20 protein-coding genes are annotated in these 21,395 nt (G+C 58.4%); 14 read left to right on the top strand and 6 right to left on the bottom strand.

What is annotated here, in order from left to right; translation table 11 throughout:
• The first annotated feature begins 2 nt into the window (after positions 1-2).
• The 13 genes from CYJ17_RS00715 (at position 3) to CYJ17_RS00655 (ending at position 15,367) form a co-directional block, all read left to right on the top strand.
• Positions 3-560 carry a hypothetical protein gene (locus CYJ17_RS00715; protein ID WP_101657611.1) on the top strand — a complete coding sequence of 186 codons (558 nt, stop codon included), beginning with the start codon at positions 3-5 and terminating at the stop codon, positions 558-560.
• Between the two features lie 182 nt (positions 561-742).
• Positions 743-2,032: a hypothetical protein gene (locus CYJ17_RS00710; protein WP_145989820.1), complete on the top strand. Its 1,290-nt coding sequence runs from the start codon at positions 743-745 to the stop codon at positions 2,030-2,032.
• A 29-nt stretch (positions 2,033-2,061) separates the two neighbouring features.
• On the top strand, positions 2,062-2,847 hold the full coding sequence (locus CYJ17_RS00705) for a hypothetical protein (protein WP_101657613.1): 786 nt from the start codon (positions 2,062-2,064) through the stop codon (positions 2,845-2,847).
• Between the two features lie 66 nt (positions 2,848-2,913).
• Positions 2,914-3,936, top strand: a complete 1,023-nt coding sequence (locus tag CYJ17_RS00700; protein WP_101657614.1) for a hypothetical protein — start codon at positions 2,914-2,916, stop codon at positions 3,934-3,936.
• Between the two features lie 208 nt (positions 3,937-4,144).
• Positions 4,145-7,126 carry a VaFE repeat-containing surface-anchored protein gene (locus tag CYJ17_RS00695; RefSeq protein WP_257960057.1) on the top strand — a complete coding sequence of 994 codons (2,982 nt, stop codon included), beginning with the start codon at positions 4,145-4,147 and terminating at the stop codon, positions 7,124-7,126.
• Between the two features lie 177 nt (positions 7,127-7,303).
• Complete coding sequence (locus CYJ17_RS00690) at positions 7,304-7,987, top strand: hypothetical protein (protein ID WP_180948892.1); 684 nt, start codon at positions 7,304-7,306, stop codon at positions 7,985-7,987.
• Between the two features lie 41 nt (positions 7,988-8,028).
• Positions 8,029-8,229, top strand: a complete 201-nt coding sequence (locus CYJ17_RS00685) for a hypothetical protein (RefSeq protein ID WP_101657615.1) — start codon at positions 8,029-8,031, stop codon at positions 8,227-8,229.
• A gap of 9 nt (positions 8,230-8,238) precedes the next feature.
• On the top strand, positions 8,239-8,643 hold the full coding sequence (locus CYJ17_RS00680) for a PrgI family protein (RefSeq protein ID WP_101657616.1): 405 nt from the start codon (positions 8,239-8,241) through the stop codon (positions 8,641-8,643).
• 49 nt (positions 8,644-8,692) lie between these two features.
• Entirely contained in the window at positions 8,693-10,981 is a 2,289-nt protein-coding gene (locus tag CYJ17_RS00675; RefSeq protein ID WP_101657617.1) for a VirB4-like conjugal transfer ATPase, CD1110 family, read from the top strand.
• Between the two features lie 2 nt (positions 10,982-10,983).
• Positions 10,984-12,048, top strand: a complete 1,065-nt coding sequence (locus CYJ17_RS00670; RefSeq protein WP_101657618.1) for an RCC1 domain-containing protein — start codon at positions 10,984-10,986, stop codon at positions 12,046-12,048.
• On the top strand, positions 12,045-13,568 hold the full coding sequence (locus CYJ17_RS00665) for a CHAP domain-containing protein (RefSeq protein WP_101657619.1): 1,524 nt from the start codon (positions 12,045-12,047) through the stop codon (positions 13,566-13,568). Before CYJ17_RS00670 ends, CYJ17_RS00665 begins: the two co-directional genes overlap by 4 nt.
• A gap of 15 nt (positions 13,569-13,583) precedes the next feature.
• Positions 13,584-14,420 carry a hypothetical protein gene (locus tag CYJ17_RS00660; protein WP_101657620.1) on the top strand — a complete coding sequence of 279 codons (837 nt, stop codon included), beginning with the start codon at positions 13,584-13,586 and terminating at the stop codon, positions 14,418-14,420.
• 137 nt (positions 14,421-14,557) lie between these two features.
• On the top strand, positions 14,558-15,367 hold the full coding sequence (locus CYJ17_RS00655) for a hypothetical protein (protein ID WP_145989822.1): 810 nt from the start codon (positions 14,558-14,560) through the stop codon (positions 15,365-15,367).
• Between the two features lie 16 nt (positions 15,368-15,383).
• On the opposite strand, the gene CYJ17_RS00650 is transcribed toward CYJ17_RS00655, so the two are convergent.
• The 6 genes from CYJ17_RS00650 to CYJ17_RS09600 are packed head-to-tail and all read right to left on the bottom strand — an operon-like array spanning position 15,384 to position 20,397.
• Entirely contained in the window at positions 15,384-17,069 is a 1,686-nt protein-coding gene (locus CYJ17_RS00650) for a VirD4-like conjugal transfer protein, CD1115 family (protein WP_101657622.1), read from the bottom strand.
• Positions 17,066-17,509, bottom strand: coding sequence for a hypothetical protein (locus tag CYJ17_RS00645; RefSeq protein ID WP_101657623.1), 444 nt, complete (start codon positions 17,507-17,509; stop codon positions 17,066-17,068). The genes CYJ17_RS00650 and CYJ17_RS00645 overlap by 4 nt, the downstream gene beginning before the upstream one ends.
• Positions 17,506-17,778, bottom strand: a complete 273-nt coding sequence (locus tag CYJ17_RS00640) for a hypothetical protein (protein WP_101657624.1) — start codon at positions 17,776-17,778, stop codon at positions 17,506-17,508. Before CYJ17_RS00640 ends, CYJ17_RS00645 begins: the two co-directional genes overlap by 4 nt.
• Positions 17,779-17,784: 6 nt before the next feature.
• Complete coding sequence (locus CYJ17_RS00635) at positions 17,785-18,615, bottom strand: PcfB family protein (RefSeq protein ID WP_101657625.1); 831 nt, start codon at positions 18,613-18,615, stop codon at positions 17,785-17,787.
• Complete coding sequence (locus tag CYJ17_RS00630; protein ID WP_101657626.1) at positions 18,612-20,015, bottom strand: relaxase/mobilization nuclease domain-containing protein; 1,404 nt, start codon at positions 20,013-20,015, stop codon at positions 18,612-18,614. Before CYJ17_RS00630 ends, CYJ17_RS00635 begins: the two co-directional genes overlap by 4 nt.
• On the bottom strand, positions 19,972-20,397 hold the full coding sequence (locus tag CYJ17_RS09600) for a plasmid mobilization protein (protein WP_101657627.1): 426 nt from the start codon (positions 20,395-20,397) through the stop codon (positions 19,972-19,974). The genes CYJ17_RS00630 and CYJ17_RS09600 overlap by 44 nt, the downstream gene beginning before the upstream one ends.
• 536 nt (positions 20,398-20,933) lie before the next feature.
• On the opposite strand from CYJ17_RS09600, the gene CYJ17_RS00625 reads away from it, so the two are divergent.
• On the top strand, positions 20,934-21,338 hold the full coding sequence (locus tag CYJ17_RS00625) for a hypothetical protein (RefSeq protein WP_145989823.1): 405 nt from the start codon (positions 20,934-20,936) through the stop codon (positions 21,336-21,338).
• The last annotated feature ends 57 nt before the right edge of the window (positions 21,339-21,395 follow it).

Below are 21,395 nucleotides of genomic sequence, written 5' to 3'. Positions count from 1 at the left end.
TCATGGACACGACGTTGGAGTTGGGGCAGTCGGTTGTTATTCAGTGCTGGAATTTGAATATCGGCGATGAGGGCGTGTATTCGCCAGAACTGGGCATGCGGGTGTGTGACCCGTGGGTGTATGTAGCTTTCGATGTGGACTGCGTACCCGAAGAACACTTCGATAAAGCGTGTCGGGTGCTTGAGCATTTTAAGGTGTGCGTGGAGGGCGGCGAGATTCGCCTGGGCTACAACCTGAACGCACTCCCGGAGGAGCTGTGGGGTTGGTGTTTGCCGTGGCTGGTGTGCGGCCTGGCTTACCGCACGACTCCGGCGTTTGGCCCCAACGCTAGCGAGGGTGAGGATGTGTATGTTTCCCACTCCCAGATTGACCCGCTTGTGGGGCTTATAGTCGCGAACCGCACGGACACCTGCATTGGTACGTGGCTTGGTGGGGAATGCTTGAAGGTCGCGGCTTTCACGTCGCCGGGCATCCTTACCCGAGAGACGGTTTTCCCGCCCGCGTCCTCGCAGATCGCTGCGGAAAATCTCAGCGAGTGGCTGGAGATAATCCCATGGTAACCGCCAGTAGTTCTATGTTCTTCCCTTCCATCGACGCTGATAGTTGGTTTGCTTCTTCTATTATGCGTGGGTTGGTTGGGGGCGCGCTTCCCATTGGCGCGCGGGCTTGGCTGGCCTTCGGTACTCCTAGAGGGCCAGCCAGCCCTATTCTTCAACACGAACAGCGGGGGAGGTGAACACCCGTGAGTAGTGATCTCTTCGTTACCCGGAAAAACCGCGGCGGCACCTGGATGACGAATGATGTCGTGTGGGGCGTGCGCTTGTCTGCCCCGACGCTCGGCTTGTTCGTCTATATGCTCTCGATGCCACCCCACGCTCCGAAGACTCGGGACTCGATGAGCGGGCATTTCGGACTCGGCCGGCGTGCGGTATCTACCGCGCTCAAAGAACTCGAGGTTGCCGGTTTGCGGTATCGGTTCCGTGTTGCTGGTGGGCGTGGAACATTCGCGACGGTCACGGTGCTTTCTAGTGAGCCGATCAGTCTTGAGGAAGCTTTTCTTGAAGTTCCGGAGAGTGTGCGCGGCGATGTGGTGGCGTGTGTATCCCCGCGGCCCGATGGTGAGGAAGTCGTCCAGCTGGACGTGGACGGTCATCCGATCACCATCGCCGACGGCACGGACGAAGCCTCCAGTGACGAGAATACACATAGCGACATGCCTGGGTTATCCATAGGTGGTGTGGCCGGGGTACCGGTTCCGGTACCTCGGAGTGAAGTGGCGGAAAACCGCCAAAACCAAAACGCTACCGTGGGGGTGTCTGTTGGCGACACCGGGTTATCCACAGGTGATTGTTCTCCGGGGTACCGGTTATCGTCCGTCGGTGAGCGGTACCCCTTAAACCAATACCCTTCTTCACTACGTTCAGAAGGGATTAAATCCAACCAACCAGCCCGGCCTGAAACGCCAGCAGATGATTCTCGTTTGGGTGTGGTTGGTGTGGATGGTGACCCAAGCCAGCAAGGCGTGGTGGGTGCCACTGTCGTGGCTACCCACACGCCAGCACCTGCCGGGCCGGACTCGACGACGCCACAGGGGCCGGGCGTGGATGCGGCGGGGGATGCGGTTGTGGTGGCGTCTTGTGTTCCCGAGCGCCTGGCCGGGTTTATTGCTCCTTCACGCTTGCAAGTGGTGGCCCGTGATTTGCGGGCCGCGTTAGATGCGGGCTGGACTGCAAGCCAGGTTTACCGGCTCTTGAATAGCTCCCCGATTCCGGGCGATGTCCGGAATGTTGGGGGTTTGGTGGCGTATCGGATTCGCCAGATCGCTGCCTCCCCGCCAGTAACCAACCAGCGGGCGGCGCGGGGGTATTCGATGGACGAACTCACCGGCCTGCTCACCGAGGCGCAAAGGGTTGCGCCGGGTGAGGCTCGGGTGTTTGAGGCTCGGATTCGGGATGACCCGCGGCTTTCTCGGGCGTGGCGGCAAATGATCTTGGCCGAACTACCCCAAACGGTAGCGGTAGCCACACACTAGGTTTTTGAGGTTTTTGGAGGGAGGTTGTTATGGACACACACGTTGAACGCAGTGTCGTCGGCGTGCCCAAGGCACTGCTGGAAGATGAGCGGCTCTCGTTTGATGCTCTAGCGTTGGCGGTTTACTGCCTGGGGCTGGGTGAGAATGCTTCGGCGGGTTATCGGGCACTGGCGGGGCGTGGTTTGAGTGAGGCCCGCACCCGTAAAGCCCTCTCGGAGCTGGAAGCCGCGGGTTATCGGTTCCGGGGCGCGGATGGTCGGGTGGTGATCTCGGATACTCCCATGACAACCTCTCCAACGCAAGCCACAGCAGCCGCGTCGGCAGATACCGCAAGCACAACCGGCACGGGCCAGGGGATGGTGCGTGAGCGTCGGGAACGCCGCGAAGTCCCTGCGGGTGTTGATGTGGTGGATGAGTGTGTACCCGCACCGCTAGCGAATCTGCTGAAAGGGGTGGGTCGTGAGCGTGCCACCGGGTATCTCGAGGAAGCACTCGATCACGGCTGGACGAAACACGCAATCTACAACGCTTTGAATAACAACCCATTCCCGGCGGACGCGAAGAATCCAGTGGGTCTGGTGATTTATCGGATCCGGCATATTGCGTCTAAACAGCCACGCGGCACCAAACAACCACCAGCGCCCGCGCCGGTAGCGCCGGCTCCAGAAGAAAAGCCGGGCGCGGCCTCGCTGGCGGTGTTTAGTCTTCCTGCCCGCCAGCCACCAGACACTAAGAGTGGCGTGGGTTCCCAGGTTGGCGGGCAGGAAAACCTCCGCGCGATACGCGAACGCATAAACACGCTTCGGGGTGTTTAAAGTGTCGTAACGGTAAGGCACCATTAGAGACAAGAGAAGAAGCAAACTACGAGGAAGAACCAGACCATGGACATCACCCGAATCAAGAACCGGAAGGCGTATGTGCTTGCCGGTATAGGAATTATCGCTATCGCGCTCATCGTCGGTATCGCGCTGTATTTGCGTGGGGTATCGGCCACTAAGGATGCCCGTGCTGACTACACGCGAGCGGCGGCGGAGTATGCGGAAGTGAAGACCTCCCTGGAGGAACAGATCAAGACGGTTGATTTCCAGCCTGTCCAGTGCTCTAACGACGGGGGTAATCCCGAGAGCTGTTTTAGGGCGCTTGAGTTGCGTGCCTCGATTGAGGGCGAACTGGCCAAGCCTATAGATGCTCGCAAGGCCGAGACTCTTGGTGCTAAGGAGGCACGCGCGGCTGCGACCGCTATTTCCGAGCGTGTGAGCGTGTTGCGCGGGTGGGGTAGCGAACTCGAAACCAAGATGGCCGAACTCGATGAGGCTTTCTCTAAGAAGGTCACTCGGTATGTGACTGGTAAGGGCGAGGACGGTACCTCGGTCTTGAAGCGGTGTGAGAAGGTCTTGGGCGAAGCGCGTCAGCTCGCTGGTGAGGCGACTGGCAAGGTTGCTGATGGTGGGATTATCACCTCGATGAACCAGAAAGCAGCCGGCCTAGAGGAAGAATGCGCTCGGGTGCGAGATAAGCACGGTGAGATGCGGTGGCGTGAGGTTCAAGAGCGTGTTGCGGCTTTGGGTTTCCAGATTCATGACTTGGAGGATGCGATGAATAAGACTCGCGCCGCTATCGGGACGGTTGCGTTGCCTGACCAGGCAGTCCAGCCCGAACAGGCCGCTTCTTCGGCTGGCTCGTCAGCGTCTTCGTCGTCGGTGTCGTCTTCGTGGGGGAGCGACAACTCGGATTCTGGTTATGAGGCAGCTCCTGCGCCGGCTCCGGTGGCGCCAGCACCTGCTCCCGCAGCTCCCGAGCCTGCCCCTGCTGACAATGACGGATGGGTAGACACCTCGACCGGAGGTAATTTCTGCGCGGGTACGGATTCCAATGGCAATAGCTGGACTTACGAATGCCCCTAAAACCAAAAGGTGGCTCGGTGCTTGCGCCAACAAGCACCGAGCCGGTGAATCCCTCCAGTTTTTCGCAATGACCTTAAACATTTCGATATAGAAAGGACTCGTTACCATTATGGCAGCGACCACACATGCCCGGCCAGGAGGCCGGACGCTTGCCGCGCTCCTTGCGGTATTTACTCTGATAATTTCAAGCTTGCTTGGCGGGAGTGCCATGGCGGCTTACGATTCCACGGTTGGGCGCGGCATTGACCTCATCGGTATCAATGCCTCGGGTGCTTTGCGGCTTGGGCCGCATATTAACCAGACTCCGCAGATTGGCGGGGTAGGGATTGATGCTTCGCCTCAGTGGTGTATTGATGGGAAGAAGGCCGACCCGGGGCCGAATGATTTGACTTCAATTGCGACCTTGACGGATTCCGCGCAGCACGTGCCCGAGCTGGCGCTCACGACACCGCAGGCCGCTTGGCTTTTGAACAAGTACCAGGGCAACACCACAGATAACGAAAATCTCGCGGCGTTGGGTTTGCTCATGCACGCGAACTTCGAGAACACCGCCTCGGTGGCTCATGAAATCGCCGGGGCAACGCAAACCCAACAGCCGGACGTGTGGGCACGAGCCATTCAATACGTTGCCGAGGCCCGTAACAGTGCCGCCGTCGGCTACGAAGCCGGCCGCGTAGAGGGTGAGAGCCAACGCGAGGGAAAGCTATTCAACATCGGTATTCATCCTGATAACGCTGATTTTTGGGTTCCCAATATCCCCGTAAAAATCACGCTCACAGGGCCTGCCGTTTTCAAGGAGAGCGGCAGCACGGTATGGGAGGGCGTTACACAAGATCGCCCTATCACTCTCGAATGGAAAGCCAGCGGTAATGGCGTTGTTCAAGCGGATTACGCTTACAAAACCAAGTTCCGCACGACTCTCACAAAGTACGGCTCAGATGGCTCCATCCAGGACATGATCACGTACGGCAACCGACCGGCGAACGATCCTGAGACCATCACAGGGCCTGGGCCGTCGTGGCGTGTGATTTTTGACTTCCAACCCACCGGCACCAGCCAAGCCGCCAGCCAGGAGATCAACCTTGACGGCACCATTTCGGACACTCTCACCACATCGGTTGATAAGTCCTATGGTGATGGGCAGTGGACGCAGGTAAACAACCAGCCGGTTCCTGTGGTTTATACCGCGACCGCGTATTGGGCGGGCCGTGAAAAGCCCACCACCAGCACCACCATCCCAGCAGGTGCCGAAGTCCTCGGCAGCGTGGACGTTACAGCCACGGGTGAGGGCCAGAAGCTGGAAGCGAAGCTAACCACACCCAAGCGTGGTTACGTGAGCTGGGTTTGGTCGGTCGATAAAGCCAAGCAAGGCGCGAACAGCCAGTATATTCACCAGAACTGGGCGGATTCTTACGGACTGGAAGCAGAAACGACATCAGAGAATTTCGACTTCCGCCCCCTCGGCACCTCGAACGTGGCTGACGCGAAAGTAATCGACAAGGGCACAATGTTGTCCGATACGTTCGAGGCTAAGGCCGACCCGGCTTATCGGGATGGTGAATGGACACGCATCGTTGCGCCTGGCGCGTCGTTTGATGAAGGCACCTTCGTGCCGGTGACCTACCGGGCGAGCGCATATTATGTTTCCCCGACCGAACTCCCGACCACCACGGACTCTGTGCCGGCCAGTGCGGAGCTGATTGAATCTGTCACGGTCGTAGCTAATGGGCCGGGCCAGATCAAGGCCACGCTCTCGCAGCCCACAGTAAAGGCCGGGTTTGTCACCTGGGTTTGGGAAGTCAAGGCTGAAGACCAGCCCGCGGATTCCGCGAAGTGGATTAAGCCAGGGTGGGCCGACCAGTTTGGCCTGCCGGACGAGACCACGTCGGTGCGTTACCCCGCACAGATCGACTCCACCTTGTCTATCCGCGACACCAAGTCGGGTACCTATTTGGTCGATGATGTGTGGGTGACGGGACTCCCTGCTAATCATCCGGATTTCGCGGGTGGGATGGGTTTCAAGGCCGACACCGCGACCATTTCGCATGAGGTGTTGTTCTTCCCCCACGGCCTTGCCGTTACCGAGGCCAACCGCGATAGGGCAGAAAAGATCGGCGAAACGGTCACAATTCCCGCCCGCAACGGCTTCTACCCCAGCGTGGGTGAAATTTCCTGGTTGGTGAAGCAAGACGCTAATGGTAAAAATCTGCCGGGCACCTATGTTTTCGTTTCGTCGTTTGCTGGTGATGACCGCGTCCAGCCACTCACGACGAGCGTCGAGGACGTGACGGAGCAATTCACCATCACCCCTGAGCCGTCGATTCACACCACTTTGACGCATGAGAACACGCACGTGGCGCCGAATACCGACAAGGTGGAGCTTGTCGATACGGTCTCTTACCAGAATCTCAAGCCTGGTAAGGAATACGTGCTTGAGGGAACTCTGATGGATAAGGCAACCGGTAAGCCGCTCGAAGACGGAAACGGCACCAAGATTGTTTCCACGGCTGTGTTTGTGCCGGAGACACCGAACGGCACCGCCACTGTCGTATTCACAGTGGACGGAAGCCTGTTTGCGGGTAAGCAGACGGTTGCGTTTGAGAAGCTGACGCAGGATGGTCGTGAAATCGCTGTCCACGCCGACATCAACGATCTCAATCAGACGGTGACGTTCTCGAAGCTGGCAACCACCGCGACCGACAAGAGCGATGGTGACAAGGTGATCGCGCCGGTGCCTAACGCCGTGATTACGGACAAGGTGTGCGATGTTTCCGGCACGTTGGTGCCGGGTACCGAGTATGAAATTACGACCGCGTTGATGTTGGATAACGGCGATGCGTTGCTCGACAAGGACGGCAAGCCGGTGACGGTTACCTCGAAGTTTATTCCAGCGGCCGCGAACGACTGCGCCTCGATTGACATCACTTTCGATGCGAGCAAGCTCGCGGGCAAGAAAGTCGTGGTCTTCGAAACCGTGACCCAAGACGGCAAGACCATCTCGGTCCATCACGATCTGAAGGATTCCGCTCAGACGGTGAGCGTAGATACGCCTCCGACACCTCCGACACCTCCGACGCCGCCGGCTCCTCCCTCGCTGATCCGCACTGGCGCCAGTATCACCCTGGCTGCTCTCGCAGCCGCGGGTCTGGTTGTTGGTGGTGTGTGGCTCGTGCGCCGCAAGCGCGCCTAACCAACCAGACTCACCCGGGGTAACTCGGGGTGAGTAAGTGCTCCGTGTGCGCGTGTTTTCCATGGTCGAGGCGCGTACACGGGCTCGGGGGCTGGGCCGGCTATTGCTGGCCGGCCCAGCCCCCACTTTTTTCGAAACATGTGGCCATGAAAATAAACGTTTTTGTGAGGTAAAAGAATGAAGAAAACAACGACGGCTATTGCTGTGTCTACGTTGGCTTTCCTTGCTTTGCCGGCAGCCAACGCTGCGGAACTGGCCCCGGAAACAACTACCTCGGCTACGGTTGCGGCTAGTGAGACGCCGTTTGTAGGGGACGCGGGAACGGCCTCCGTTCGAGCTGCGGAACCGGCGGATGTGGGAGATACCCCGCCTACGCCAGGAGACGAACCGGCACCCGTGCCAGATGTTCCTGAGCCGCCGACGCCTGGCGGGGAGCCGGCACCCGTGCCGGAGCCTCCTGCACCTCCCACGCCGGGGGACGAGCCTTCTCCGGTGCCGCCCAGCCCCGAGCCTGATCCCGCGCCTGAACCTGAACCTGCGCCGGAACCGGCACCTGTCCCGGAGCCGGGTGTTCCCTCGCCTGACGCGGGTAGCGATACTTTGCCGAGCGTCGAGGATGAAGAACCGGGCGCGGACTCCTCTTCTTCTTATGAGGCGAGTGAGGGTGAGGGCCGGGTGTATCGCGCCACTGCGCGCTCGACCGGTTCGTATTCGGGTAAGTACGCGGGGAGTGCGCGGCTTGCGGACTCCGGGGCTGCTTCGGCGTCGAGTGCTTATCTGGCTTTGGCGACGATCACGGCCGGCGGCCTATGCATCGCTGCTACACGCCGGCGGGGGTATGTGGCGAAGCACGCCGCATAACCACCCTTAATCAGGCTTTCGTTTTTGAAAGGAAAAAGACCATGGATTTGAATGAACTTCTCGATCTCTTCGCTAGATTCGCCACCGCAGGCGGTGGTATTTGGGCTATTTGGGGCGTGATCACGTTGGCTGGTGGGTTGCGTAGCCATGATGGTCAGCAGACCCAGACGGGAATGTGGCAGGCGCTTGGTGGGGTCATGATTGTGGCTGCCGCCCAGCTCTTCAAAACCATCGCAATATAGGCGTGACTCATGGCTTTTGAGGTTCATGTTTACCGCGAGGTGACCGCCTACCAGCCGAAAGTCCTCTTTGGGTTCTCCTGGCGTCAGCTCGCAGCGTTGAGCATCGCCCTCCCGGTAGCTGTCCTTGCTTATTGGGGCTGCTACCGGGCCGGTCTCGACGATCTCGGCTTCGTGATCGTGTTCGCGGTGATGGTGCCGGCGGCGATGTTTGGGTGGTGGCGCCCGATGGGTATTCCAGCCGAGAAATATATCGGTTATGCGTGGGAGTACCGGTTCGGGCGACGCCGCTACCTCTACCACCAAATAGCAGATGATGTGGGGTTTAGTGATGGGCAAAAGAACACAACAACAGCAAGGCGCGCCCGTTCCGGGCGTCTTCGTCGGGAGTACGTCTCCTTCGAAACAAACAACTAACACGCCCCGGCGGCGTCGCCGGTCGCGCAGCGCGAAGAGCGCTACCGGTATGTCGGCTGCTCCGGGGAGTGTGCAAGCAAAAATCCCATACGAGGGACTCACCCAGACCGGGCTGGCCTGGCTTGGCGGCAACACCTATTCGGCGACGCTTGAACTCTCGGATGTGAATTATTCTCTCGCGCCCAGCGAGATACAAGCGGGTGTGATTGAGAAATACGCACGCTTCCTCAACTCGCATTTGGCTGGGACGCACGTCCAGATCCAGTTGATCAACCAAGTCTTGGATAAGGAAACGCTGGCGCGGGGTGTGGCCCTGGCTATGCGTGGAGACGGGGTAGACGACTGGCGTAGTGAATACAACAACCTGATCTCCTCCCGCCTAGCCACCGGGCGTAATAACTGTGTCTCGCGTAAATACGTGACTTTGACGGTTGAGGCGGATGGTGTGGAGGAGGCTAAGACCACGCTTTCACGCATGGTGGCAACCGCTAGTGCCGCGCTGCGAGAGATTGAGGGTTGTCAGGCCCGCCAACTAAACGGAGGCGAACGCCTGAGCTTGATGACGTATTTCCTGCGGCCAGATGCACCGAGGTTTGATTACGCTCAGCTCCTGGCCAGCAATCTCACCACGAAAGACGTAGTGGCGCCTCTCTCGCTGGATGTGGGGCGTGATCATGTGGACGCGGGCGGACGGCTTTGGCAAAGCCTCGTGTTGCGGGACTTCCCGGCCTTTATTTCCGACCAGCTCCTCGCCGAACTGGCCGATCTGCCCCTGGATATGGCAGTGTCGATTCATATTGACCCGCTCTCGCAAAAGAAGGGCCTTGACCTGGTTAAGGCTCAGATCGCTGGCATGGATATCCAGCGGGGCAACGAGCAACGCCGACTCCTCAAACAAGGCTTGTCGAGTGACCTGATGCCGCATGAGTTGCAAGCATCTTTCGAGGAAGCAACCGAACTACGCACCCAGCTCGAACGCTCTAACGAAAAACTCTTCCGCACCACAATAGTGATCGCTGTCGGTGCAGACAGCGAGGGGGAGCTTGCGGGGCGGGTTGAGCGCGTGAAAACCCTCGCCGCGAAGCATTCCTGCAATTTGGAGACGTTGCGGTATATGCAGCTCGACGGCCTCGGGGCGACCCTCCCTTTGGGTGTGTGTCGCCTGCCGGTGTTTCGTACCCTCACCACCGGCGCACTAGCCGTCATGGTGCCGTTCACAACCGCGGAGCTGATGGAAGACGACGGCGATTTTTACGGGGTTAATGCCCGCTCGAAAAACTTGATCGTTGCGGATCGGCGGCGGGGCATGAACGCCAACGGCTTCATCCTCGGCACCACCGGCTCGGGTAAAAGCCAGTTCGCGAAGTTCTCGATGCTACAAACCTTCCTGCGCCGCCCCACCGATGAACTGCTCATTATTGACCCTGACCGCGAATACGTGACACTCGCTTCGGTGGTGGGTGCGAACCGGGTGATCGTCTCGGCTAGCTCACCGGACTCAATCAACCCCCTCGAGATAAACAAACTTGAGGGCGCTGAGAGTATTCAGGAGAAGTGTGGGGTGGCGCTTTCCCTCCTCGAGGTGCTGCTCGGCGGGGAGGGCGGTTTGTCGGCCTCCGAGCGGTCGATTATCGACCGGTGCGTGGCCCGGCTCTACCGTGACTATTTGAATACTGACGGGGCAGTTTCACCGACTCTCACAGATTTATATGACGCGCTCTCACGCGAAACTGACGGTGAGGGTAGGGAGCTTGCCCGCGGCCTTGAACTCTACGCCAGCGGGAGTGCGTCCGGGTTCGCCCGCGCCACCTCCATTGATCGCAACAACCGGGTCACGGTCTTCGACACCGCCGATCTTTCTCGTGACGTGCAAACGTTCGGCATGATGGTCGTCCTTGAAGAGATTTGGGGGCGGATCAAAACTAACCGCGCCCGCGGCATCCGCACGTGGGTGTACGTGGACGAATTCCATACGCTTTTTTCTAACCCTCATGCGGCCGCATATTTCGAGGCGATGTATAAGCGGGTGCGTAAGTGGGGTGCCTCAATGACCGGTATCACCCAGAACATCGAGGAATTGCTGGCGAATAAGGCCGCGCGGCTCATGCTCTCCAACTCCGACGGCCTATTTTTACTCAACCAGCAAGCAACCGACGGCGCCGCGCTAGCGGATTTGCTCAAGTTGTCGGGTGAGCAGGCGGCGTTTTTCACGAACCAAGCACCAGGTAAAGGCTTGCTTCGCCTGGGTGGGGTGTTGCTGCCTTTCGATAACACGATGCCATCCAGTAGCCGGTTGTATGAGTTGTTTTCCACGAAATTCGAAGACAAGGAGGCCTGATAATGATTGATCAAACTGTTGGGGCGGATGCGCTTTATATTATTGCCACGACTCAAGGTGGCGTGCCAGGCGTCCTGGAAGATATCGCCTCGCATCCGAATGTTTATCCCGAGCTTGCTGCCTGGGCGGGTTTTGCGCGGGTGGTGGGATTGGTGCGTGCTGGTGAGGTACCAGCGCCACCACAACCAATGGCTCCGGTGGCACCTGAGATGGGGCTACCGGCGTCGCCGGTAGCCCCGGTCGCGGGTGGTGAGAGCGCTCCGCTTCAAGTAGCCGGTGGTCGGCGGCATCGTTCACGTAGCGGGAACGGTCTACCCGGCCGCGGGAATTTGGCTCGGAATCTCACTATCGGGGCGGCCCTCGTATGCCTCGCGCTTATGGTGGCGGCTTTGTGGGTTATGAAAAACCCGACCGCCGACGACGCCGCGCAGTCAGAGCCACCAACACCGGCCGCGTCTGCGCCGGCGACGCCGGAAGCCACCACCGCGCCCGCGCCTGCGGTGGGCGTCTTGGAAGCTACCGGCAAGGCACACATGTGTGTGGCGCGCGGCAAAGATGTTTCGTGTATTGGCGTAGGCGACCATGGCCAGAACGCCTCCCACACCTTCGATGCGGACGTGAAAGTTTTGGCGGCGGGTGGGGACACCACCTGCGCGAGCAGCGGCCAAGGCGCGGTGTGTTGGGGTGATAACCGGTGGAGCCAAGCCGGCCAGCAACCCTCAGATACTCAAGCACCCACGCCGGTCTCTGGTCTTGAGGGCCTCGAGGTGAAAGATGTTGCGGTGGGGGATGCGCACGCCTGCGCCCTCACGAACACCGGGGTGTGGTGTTGGGGTACGGACTACAACGGACAACTCGGGGGCGGTGCCCAAGGTGATAAAGCGAGCTTGGCCCGCCAAGTCACCCTCCCTGGTGATGCACGGGTGACGTCACTCGTTGCTTCGCGGTTCGCCACCTGCGCGAGGAATGATGAGGGTCGGGCGTGGTGTTGGGGGTCGAACGACAAACAAGCACTAGCCGATAGCCCGGCGGGGATTGTGGGCGTGATAGAGAAGAGCGGGCTGTGAGCAGCGTTCTTTCCTCGATGAATATCCGCGATACCTCCAGCAAAAAAGCCGCGAATGTACATGCCAAACACGACTCCCATCTCGTGGGTAAGGCTGGGCGGCTTGTGGGAGATGTTCGTGAGCTACGCAGTTTCGAGGGCGGTGAGGTCGATGAGCAAGTCGGCGCAGCCACCTCGTGGCTAGGCCGGACAGCGGGACGGAAAACCTGGAATAAAGCACGCCAGCATATTCCAGTACTGCGCGGGCGCGGCCCACGTGTCTTGGCTCGCCGCGCCGCGACGACACCGGCGACGTCGCCGGTACGCTCGGCATCGCTTGCGCGTTCGGGGTCGAGTGTCGTGCCCGGACTGCGCCGGGCGACCCCGGGCAGTCGGCAGGCCCGGCGGGCCGGCCGGAAAGCGGGCAGGGCTACCGCTCACCGGGGTGGGTACCGGCCTAGGCTCGCCTCCCGGGCATTGAATGCTGGGCGGGCGGTGGCCGTGAAAATCGCAGCCGCCATTGCGAGCACAGTATCCATGATCGCTGCCTCCCCGGTCTTGATAGCCGGGCTGGTGGCCTCCATCATGATCATTGCCATCGTCTCGTTCATCCCCAACTGGATAGTCAACCTCGTTGTCGATGATGAGCTTCCAGAGGTTGCTTTCCCGATCCAAGACGACTACCCCTGGCGCGACAAAGTCAGGGATAGTAAAGGAAACGCGACGCGGGTGTTCAACACGGTGAATCCGGAAACGCTTTATTATTTCGGGAATTGCACCGACTTCGTGTATTGGCGGGTGAACCGTGACATGGGAGGCGGCCCAGGTAAATGGGTCTACACCCATGGTGACCTAACCCCTGCCGGTGGTAATGGCTCCCAGTGGGGAGATACCGCTAATTTGCCGGGCTGGCCCGTCATCAACAACGCAAAAGACGTAAAAACCGGGGATATCGTTTCGTTCAAGTCTGGGGTGGCTGGGCATGACCACCCGGCCGGACACGTGGCGTATGCGGCCGCAAACACCGACGGGGAAGTGCTCACGGAGAATTACGGTAACGCCGCCTACTACCTCGAGCGCTTCACCCACACCGATCTTCAGAAGTTCCTGGATGACGGGCGTATCGTTGTGCGTCGCAACCCAGACCTGGGTAGGCGGGCCGCTACCGGTGAAATAGTTCGCGTGCCCGGCGGGTCGAGCGCAGTTCTGGATACGGCCCTCGCCTATCAAGGCGTGCCCTACGTGCACGGGGGAACTGGCCCGAGCGGTTGGGACTGTATCGGGTTCGTTGCCTGGGTATATCGCCAGCACGGGGTGACCATCAACTACTTCGACACGACGGGCGTGTTGTCGTATGGGCGGCGAGTGCCATATAGCCAAGCCAAGCCGGGAGACATCCTTTATTGGCCGGGGCACGTAGCGATCTCGCTAGGGGATGGCCGGAATGTTGCCGCGTGGAACGAACAAATGGGGACAACGGTCGGCCCGGATTCTTGGTGCGGGGAAGAGCCGCCGGTTGTGATCCGCATGAGCGAAAACTAACAGGGAGGGCTAGTTGTGGCTGGGATTATTTTGGCGATGCTCACCGCGATTTTCGGCGGCAGCTTTGCGGGCGGGGTCGATGACCTGAAAACAGATATCGCCTCCTACAACCAGAGCGCTTATGAGTTTTGCACGAGCCTGAACTCGGTTGCGGTAAAGCCTGTGGCGGCGACTATTCTCGCGATTATTCTCGTGCTCGAGCTAGCGCGCTTGTCTACCCGGTATGAGGGAGATAGCAAGAGCGGCACCCAACAGATCGCTCTCGCGTTGCTGAAAGCCGCGTTGATATTGATCGCAATAGCAAACGTCGATCTCATTTTGTCCTCGATTAATGAGGCGGGAGAGAAAATCACCGCCGGAGTAGTAGCCCAGAGTCCGGACACGGTTGCCGGGGGTGAGCTTCCGGCATCGGTGAAAACAGCGGTAGACGACCTCGGGCTAGCCGACAAAGCCGGCCTCATGCTCGTGCTTTTCTTGCCGTGGCTGCTCTCCATTGTCGCCTCTATAGGCGTGAAAATCATTGTGTTGTTGCGTTTCGCCGAGATTTATATCTTGAGTGCGGCCGCAACTCTCCCTCTTGTTTTCCTCTCGCACCCGGAGACGAAAAGCATCGGCGTGGGATATTTGCGCCGGTACGCTGGCGCGGTCTTGCATGGTGTGGTCATCATCTTGTGCATCACGATCTATTCGTATTTTTCGATGGACATGGTGGATGTCAATTCGTTGACTGGGGATAACATGCTCTCCACATTGACCGCGAATCTTCCGGGGCTGCTGGCCGCGCCGGTCTTCTTCCTCACCCTGCTTTTCGGTTCCTCACGCATGGCTAAAGCATTCCTCGGAGAAGGATAATGTCGACGGATAGCAAGTCATGGACACTAAAGATCTCAGGTTCGTGAAACCAGGATTCTTTGTGCCGGTAGACCCTTTATTGGAATTCGTTATCGGTGATATTTTTACACTGTAAATTCCGGAAGGGAGAAATGACCATGGGCATCGAAGATACCGATCAAGCGAATGTTGCAGGATCAGGCCCGGTGGCGGACTGCGGGAGCGCAAAAAGTGACACTAGCACGATTGTGCTACTAGAAGATATATTCAAGAGCTTTAAGAAGAAAATCGAGAAGCTTGGAGTCAAGACTCGCTGGGATATTTATGACATATGCATACGTATCTTTTGGGTTCCCGCAGCTATTATTGCATGGAGTTACGGAGTTTGTTTTCTGGCAGACGCGACTAACGTAAAGGGCGTTGCGGGAGTGTGTGCCGTGATCGCCGCAGGGGTATTGTTCCTTTGTTTTATACGTATTTTTTCGTACGAACGGAATCTTTCGAAACATCGGAAAAAATCCTGCGTAGCCCTCGCGAGAGTTTTTCGAGAGGCTGGACTCACTGTTGATTCACAGATTTTGGGACACATGCTTGCTAATGCCAACTGCGCAAAGAGTCCTTTGGAGAGAGCTTTAAAGAGTCCTGCGTGGAAAAGGCCCGAGCTGCTCATAATCGTCGTGACCTCGGTACTCACTAGCGTATTAACGCGATTTTTCAAAGTCCCCGGCGATGGAAGTGCCTTGCCAGAAACAGCCACAGTTTTCATGTGGCAACTTCTTGGCATTGTCTTCATTTCTTACATGTTTTTGTATTACGGTTTTAAGACAGTGCTAAGCCTTCCAGGAACGAAGAGCGCCTTATTTGAAAATGCATTACGTGATCTGCAAATCATGCACGATATAAGATCCGATCGATCAATAGAAACGTCTAAGGGAAACAACCACCCCGGTCAGGAAGAGAGCGATTAAACCCGACTGGTTGCGGTTACACATTTGGTGCTTCGAGTTTTTTCGAGTAGAAAGGGTCGAGACCGCGCAGAAAATACAGACACTTGTCGGTCGGCATGTGGGCGATTTCGTCGGGTGTCATGAGTTCACGTCCGAGGCGTTTGTGGCCGCGTGTCCAGTTTCCGTTCCTGCCCCGGCTCTCAGAAACATCTGTGGTGGTGATCGTTTGCTTGCCGAGCATCTTCGAGAAGTATTCGGTGGTGGAGCGTTCTTGTCCGCCGAGGAAGAGGATTGAGTCGCAGTTGCCGACGATGGTGTCCCAGTCTTCCTTATAGAGCGCTTTGCCCTGCGCCATGTTCTGGACGATCACGGATACGGAGATGGCACGGGAGCGCATGACCGCAATCTTCCGCTCAAAAGACGGAATCCTGCCAATATTCGCGAACTCGTCCATAAACACCTGGAGTTGAACAGGCAGCCGGCGTGAATCTTCGTGGTCGGCGATATAAATATTCGTTTCGAAGAGTTGCTCGAAGAAAATGGATGCGAGGAAGTTGAAGGCGGCGTGGGTGTCAGGGATGATCAAAAACAGCGCCGTCTTCTCCAAGCCGATGCGTTCGAGGTGGAGGGTATCGGTAGAAAGAAGTGTCCGCATGGGTGCCATGTGGAGGGGAGCACACCGCACTCCGAGGGAGATAATCACTGATTTTTTAGTTTCTCCCGCGCCCTGCAAATAAGTGTTGTATTGGGAGGCGGCGAAGCGTAGCCCGTCGATCGCGGCGAGAGCCTCGGGGGAGAAAATGTCTTGGGTGGGGTCTTGGCGTGCGATTTCGGCTTCCTGGATGAGTTCCTCAGTTGCTTCGAAGAGCAGATCGACATCGGACTTGCTCTCGTCGTCTTTTTCGAATGCTTGCATTTGCGCGAGCAGATCAACGACGTCGATGAGTGTGCCGGCGTTGCCTTTCGTGTAGTAGATATAGGCAACGAGCGCGGTGAGGAGTGCGCGTTCTGCTTTTTCCCAGAAGTCACTCGAGGTGGCGGGCCGCCGCCCGGTGGTATTCGAGATGAAGTTTTCGACCAGGATGCTGATGTCGATTTCACCGCGGGCGTCTTTGAAGTAGGAGAGTGGATTGAAGGTGGCGGAGAGGTTGAAGTCGACGAGGTTGAAGCACCGCACCTTGTAGCCCGCGGCTTCGAGTGCGGCGTGGGTTTGGGCATAGAGTTCGCCTTTGGGGTCGGTGACCGCGAACGACGTATTGAATTGCGCGAGGTTGGGTAAAACGTAGTAGCGGGATTTACCTGACCCGGATCCGCCAACAACGAGGGCGTTGAGATTGCGTTGGGTTTTCCGACCGTCTAGGGACAAGCGCTCGGTGCGAGTAAAAAGCAGGTTGTTTGTGTAGGTTTTGTCGCGGTAGGGGCGGATCGCGGCCTGGGTGGCGAAGCGCGCGGAGCCGTGTTCGGCGCCGTCGCGGCGGGTGCCTTTCATGGTTTTTTGGTAAAGGGCGGTTAGGGCGATTGTGGTCGCTAGAAGCAGACCGGCGGTGGCGTCGATCTCGTGAAAAGAGATATGGAAAGGCCGCTCAAGGAGATCGAGGTAGAAGCGGTCGAGAATATCCGTGAGTGGCAGGCCGGTTTCGATGTCGCTGCGTACCTGGAAACAGACCTTGTTGCCCGACCAGAAGGCGAGGAGGAGGCCGAGGATAGTGAGGATGTAGGTCATTGGTGTGCTTTCTTTTTCGCGCGGGTCTCGATCACAGCCGCAATATCAGCCCGGCCCTCATAAGTGAAAGAAACCCGCGGGATTTCCTGGGTGTCGGCAAGGTCGGGAGTGGAAGCGGTAGATGCGAGTGGCGGTGTCTCTGACGTCGTGACGTCAGAGACACCCACACCATCGGCGTCACCGACATCGGTCGTTGGTGTGCGTAGGCGGGTGAGGGTGTCGAAGATAGCGTGGGGGTCGATGGCCGTGTCGATCAAACACAAGCCAGGCTCGCGGTAAACAAGCGCTTCCACATTGGCGGGCAATAGGCGGGCGACATCGGGATGAGTGGGGGCCTCGGCTAGCGTGAGCGCGGTCAAGGGAGCGTGACCGCGTAGGAGCTGGGCGAGGGCGCGCTCTGCTGGCTCGCCCGTGATGAGCGTGAACGTCCCGCGGGTCATGGCGTGCTCCAGTCCGGGAAATAGTCGGGGGCTAGTGAATAGGGGGCGAGGAAAATGCCGCCGTCTTCGCCTTGCTCGATTGCTCCGTAGGCAAGTACTTGAGTGCCGCGCTGTAATGCGAGTTCTTCGCCGAGGTAGCGGGCGAGGCGGCCACTAGCTATCACTGTGGTTTTGATAGCAGCCTGCGTTTCGATAATGAACCGCAAGGAGGTGTGTTCGAGGTTCCATTGTGGGGTGTTGGCGATAGTGCCGGCACAGAAAATATCCACGGGATTCTACCGGCCCATCTTCTTCGAGACCACCTGGGCAGGCACAGGCGGACGCCCGTTGAGTGCGGCTTTTTTGGCTCGGGCTTTCTTCTCAATAGCACGCGCCACATCGCTGCGGGTCTGGATTTTTTCTTTCGTGACCGGTTTCTTTCCCGGCGCGGCCTCTGACGTCGGCACCGTAGCGGTGGGCGTCGCGTCTGACGTCGGCAGTGTCTCCGACGTCGCCGGTGCCTGGGGTGTCTGGCTTTCCGAGGCAGACAGAGCGGCGGCGTCGGCGTTCGGGGTGGTATCGGCGGGTTGGGTGACGTCGCCGGTTTGCGCGGGCGCGTCTGCTTCTGGTGCTTTCTCGTCTTTCTTGGATGCCGTCTTCTCAGGTGTGTCTTTTTCCGGCGTATCTTTTTCGGTGCCCGGCTTGCTCTGGCTAGCCTGTTGCCGCGTGGGGGTGAGGTCGGCTTCGATGCGGGCCAAGGCGTGTTGCATGAGCGCCACATCGCTTCCTTGGAAGTGAACGAAGTAGCCTTCTCCGGCGCGCTCAAGCGCGAAATCCACGCCCGCGCGCCTCAAGTATTTTTTGAGAGCGGCAAGGTTTTCCGGGGTGATCTCGGCCGAATGGAGATCACCACCTTTACGCTGCAAGGACTTGATCGTCATGCGGCCATGCTCACGCTGACTGGGCGCAACTCCTTTCAATTTCGCGAGGTGTTTGAGGCCGCCTTGAGCGGTGAGCCGAACGGCTTGCAGGGAGCCGGTGAGGAAGTAGCCGGTGATTTTTAGGCCAGCTTGCAGGAGTGTTGCCGTAACTGTATTGGCGATTTGTTCGCCGCCCATAATACTCATGAGAGTTCCTTTCCTTGGATCCTGGTTTGGGTTTGGGTGCGTTGGTCGATTCTTTTGAGTGCGGTCTCAAGCGTGGTGATGCGGGTGGTGGTGCGGTCGATCTTCCGATCAATAACCTCACTCGACTTTCCTTCATCAAGCGTGGCTTGGCGTTCGATAACGAGGCTCGCGTTTTTCTCGACGAGGTTATCGCGCTCAAGGCGAAGCTCATCGCGGTATGCGGTGAGTTCGCTTGTGCCCATATGTACGGCGCGGGCGGTGAGGTTCACGACGTCTGCCCGCGCTCGGAGCTTTTCGCACTGGTTGTCTATGGCTGCGAAGTAGGCGCGCTGGGCCGGTGTTTTCCCGCGCGGTATCTTCCCCGCAATAAGCGCTGGTGGTGCGTTAACCGGGAGAGTAAAGAACGTATAGAGCTGCCTTGGCTCGATCTGGGTGTGGAACGAGGCGTCTTTCGTGTTGATGATGGTTAGCTCGGCACCCGCCTCGATGTAGAGCCGGTAGGTGCCCCCACTATCTGAAATAGATGAGGCTGGGAGTATGAGTGCGAGACTGCCGCGCGTTCCGGGTAGGAGTACCTCGATGGTGCCGTCCTCACGCATCTCGATGAGGTGTTTTTGGGCGACGTATTCGAAGACTTGGGCGCGCCCGAGGCGCGCGCGTAGCGCGGCTGGGGCGTAGGGTGCTCCGAGCTTTGCACCTCTGATAGATCGCTTCGTGCCAGGGAGCGTGAAGAGGATGTGTTGGCCTTTGGTTTCCATTTTGATACCGCGGGCGACGAGTTCGGTTTGGAATCCCTCCCAGGTAGCGGTCTCGCTAATGGCGGCGTCGATGAGGCGCCGCAGATCGTCTTTACGCGAGTCGCCACGCGCTTGGGCATAAAGGTCACCGATGTTGTTATCGCGTCCGTGTCCGCGCCTGTTCTTGATGACTGACAGACCGTGCTGCCGGCAGAGCTTGTCGGATAGCTCGCGGATGTCATAGACACGGGTCTTCGGGCAACGCCAGCGCTTCCACGTGTCGCGGTTGACGGGGTTGAAAAGAATGTGGTTGTGGATGTGGTCTTTATCCACATGCGTTGCCACTACGTAATCATGAGCGTCTCCTAACAGCTCGTGAATCAATTCCATTCCGATATCGTGTGCCTCGTTGGCATCTGCTTCTCCGGGCTTGAAAGATTGAATGAGGTGGTGGGCGAGAACGCTCCCAGGCCGGCCAACACTCTTATGGAACGATGCCTCGGCGTGGGTGGCCATGAAGCCTTTCGTGATATCTTCAGGCACCCACGACAGTCCCGCATTCGAAGAAACGAGTAAGTGTCCGTTGGTCTTGTATGCCTGGCATACATAGTCCACTGCCTTACCCAGTGTCGTCTTGATCTGAGTCAGCTTCGTCACCGCCACGGCCGCCTCCCAACGTGAATGTTTCTATAAGCCTTCTGCTTTGTTCCATGAGTTTTCTGGCTGCCTCAACCTGCTCAAAAGACGCCACATGAGCAGAGTTCACGTTGCGTGCGATTTGGTTGAGGTTCACGCCTAGCCTGTTCAGCTCTCTCAGGAGTGCTTCCGCCTGCGGGCCTCGGTCTGGCCTCGTTGGTATCGGCCGGCCGAGCAATAATGTGCGCGTGAACGCAGAAAAGTTAGTGTGGCCCAGGGAGCGCATCCGCGCTTCCACCCGTATCCATTCTTCAGCGTCGAAATAGAGGTGCTTCTCTAGCCGGCGCTTCCTCCCGGAGGATGGCGCGCCTTCCACGCTTTCCTCCTTAACGGGTTTGGGTGTCCCCATACTATATCACCCCGCGGCGGCGGGCAAGCGCATTTGTATCCTCAAATGCTAAGCTTGCTAAGCCGGTCGGCTAGGACAAAAGTCCAGGCCCGTAGGGGCGACTTTCGTTCCTCGCCCCGTGAAAGTTTTTTCACGGGGTAGCCGGCCTGGCCAGTGGAAAAGGTACACGCCTCCGGCGTGTATTCCGCTAGCCAAGCGAAGCTTGGCGCCACGTCTTGCGTGGCATAGCGTGTGGACATTTCATGTCCACACGCAGCCCAGACGGTCAGATGATTGTGGCGCACCCGCCGTGCCATTATAGCATTATTTCGTGGTGCGAAGTGGGTGGGAAAATGGTACAGAGCAGCGCCGGCAGCGCACATAGCTGGGTAGCGTTTTTGGTGGTGGGTGGGTTCATTTTTTAGATCAAAAATGACACGCACTCCGGCGGTAAACGTGGTGGCGTTGGTGGTGGGCGCGCGGGGCGCGTGGAATGGAAGAGTGGTGGGTGGTAATATTTTGTTTCGGGAACTTACGCCACACCGACAGGTATTGAAGTGGTGGTTGTGGTGAGGAAGAAAATAGCGGCCTTGAAAGACAGCCCGCTGATCGCTCCGGATTACGCAAAGCTGGAAAAGCGCATCGGTGCGGTCTCGGATTTCGAGAAAAGGCTGGGTGAATTGCGCGAGCTGCGAGCAACGCTCGTGGACTTACGCGGCGTGCTGGTTGAGTCGGGTTTGCCGGTCAAACAGATCGTGCAAGCGTTCGCGCTTGATAATAATGAGCGCCGCCTTTTGCTCAAAAAATACCGCAATGCGGGCACGGAAAACGCGGGCGAGGGTAACGCCCCGGGCGCGGACAGTGACTCGAATACCGGCGACGATGAGGCGAGGCCTGAACATCAAAGCGGTGTCGATGGGGGCGAAAATGTCGGCGTGAGTGAACACTTCCCGCAACAATAACGGAAGCTATAAGGTAAGGCCCGTACCGCGCACACCGCGCGCGGTACGGGCCTTACC

The sequence above is a fragment of the Actinotignum timonense genome (genome assembly GCF_002860685.3).
In the GTDB taxonomy this organism is placed as follows: domain Bacteria; phylum Actinomycetota; class Actinomycetes; order Actinomycetales; family Actinomycetaceae; genus Actinotignum; species Actinotignum timonense.
The sequence above is the reverse complement of the archived record's forward strand: the minus strand, read 5'-3'. Positions and strand labels throughout refer to the sequence as shown.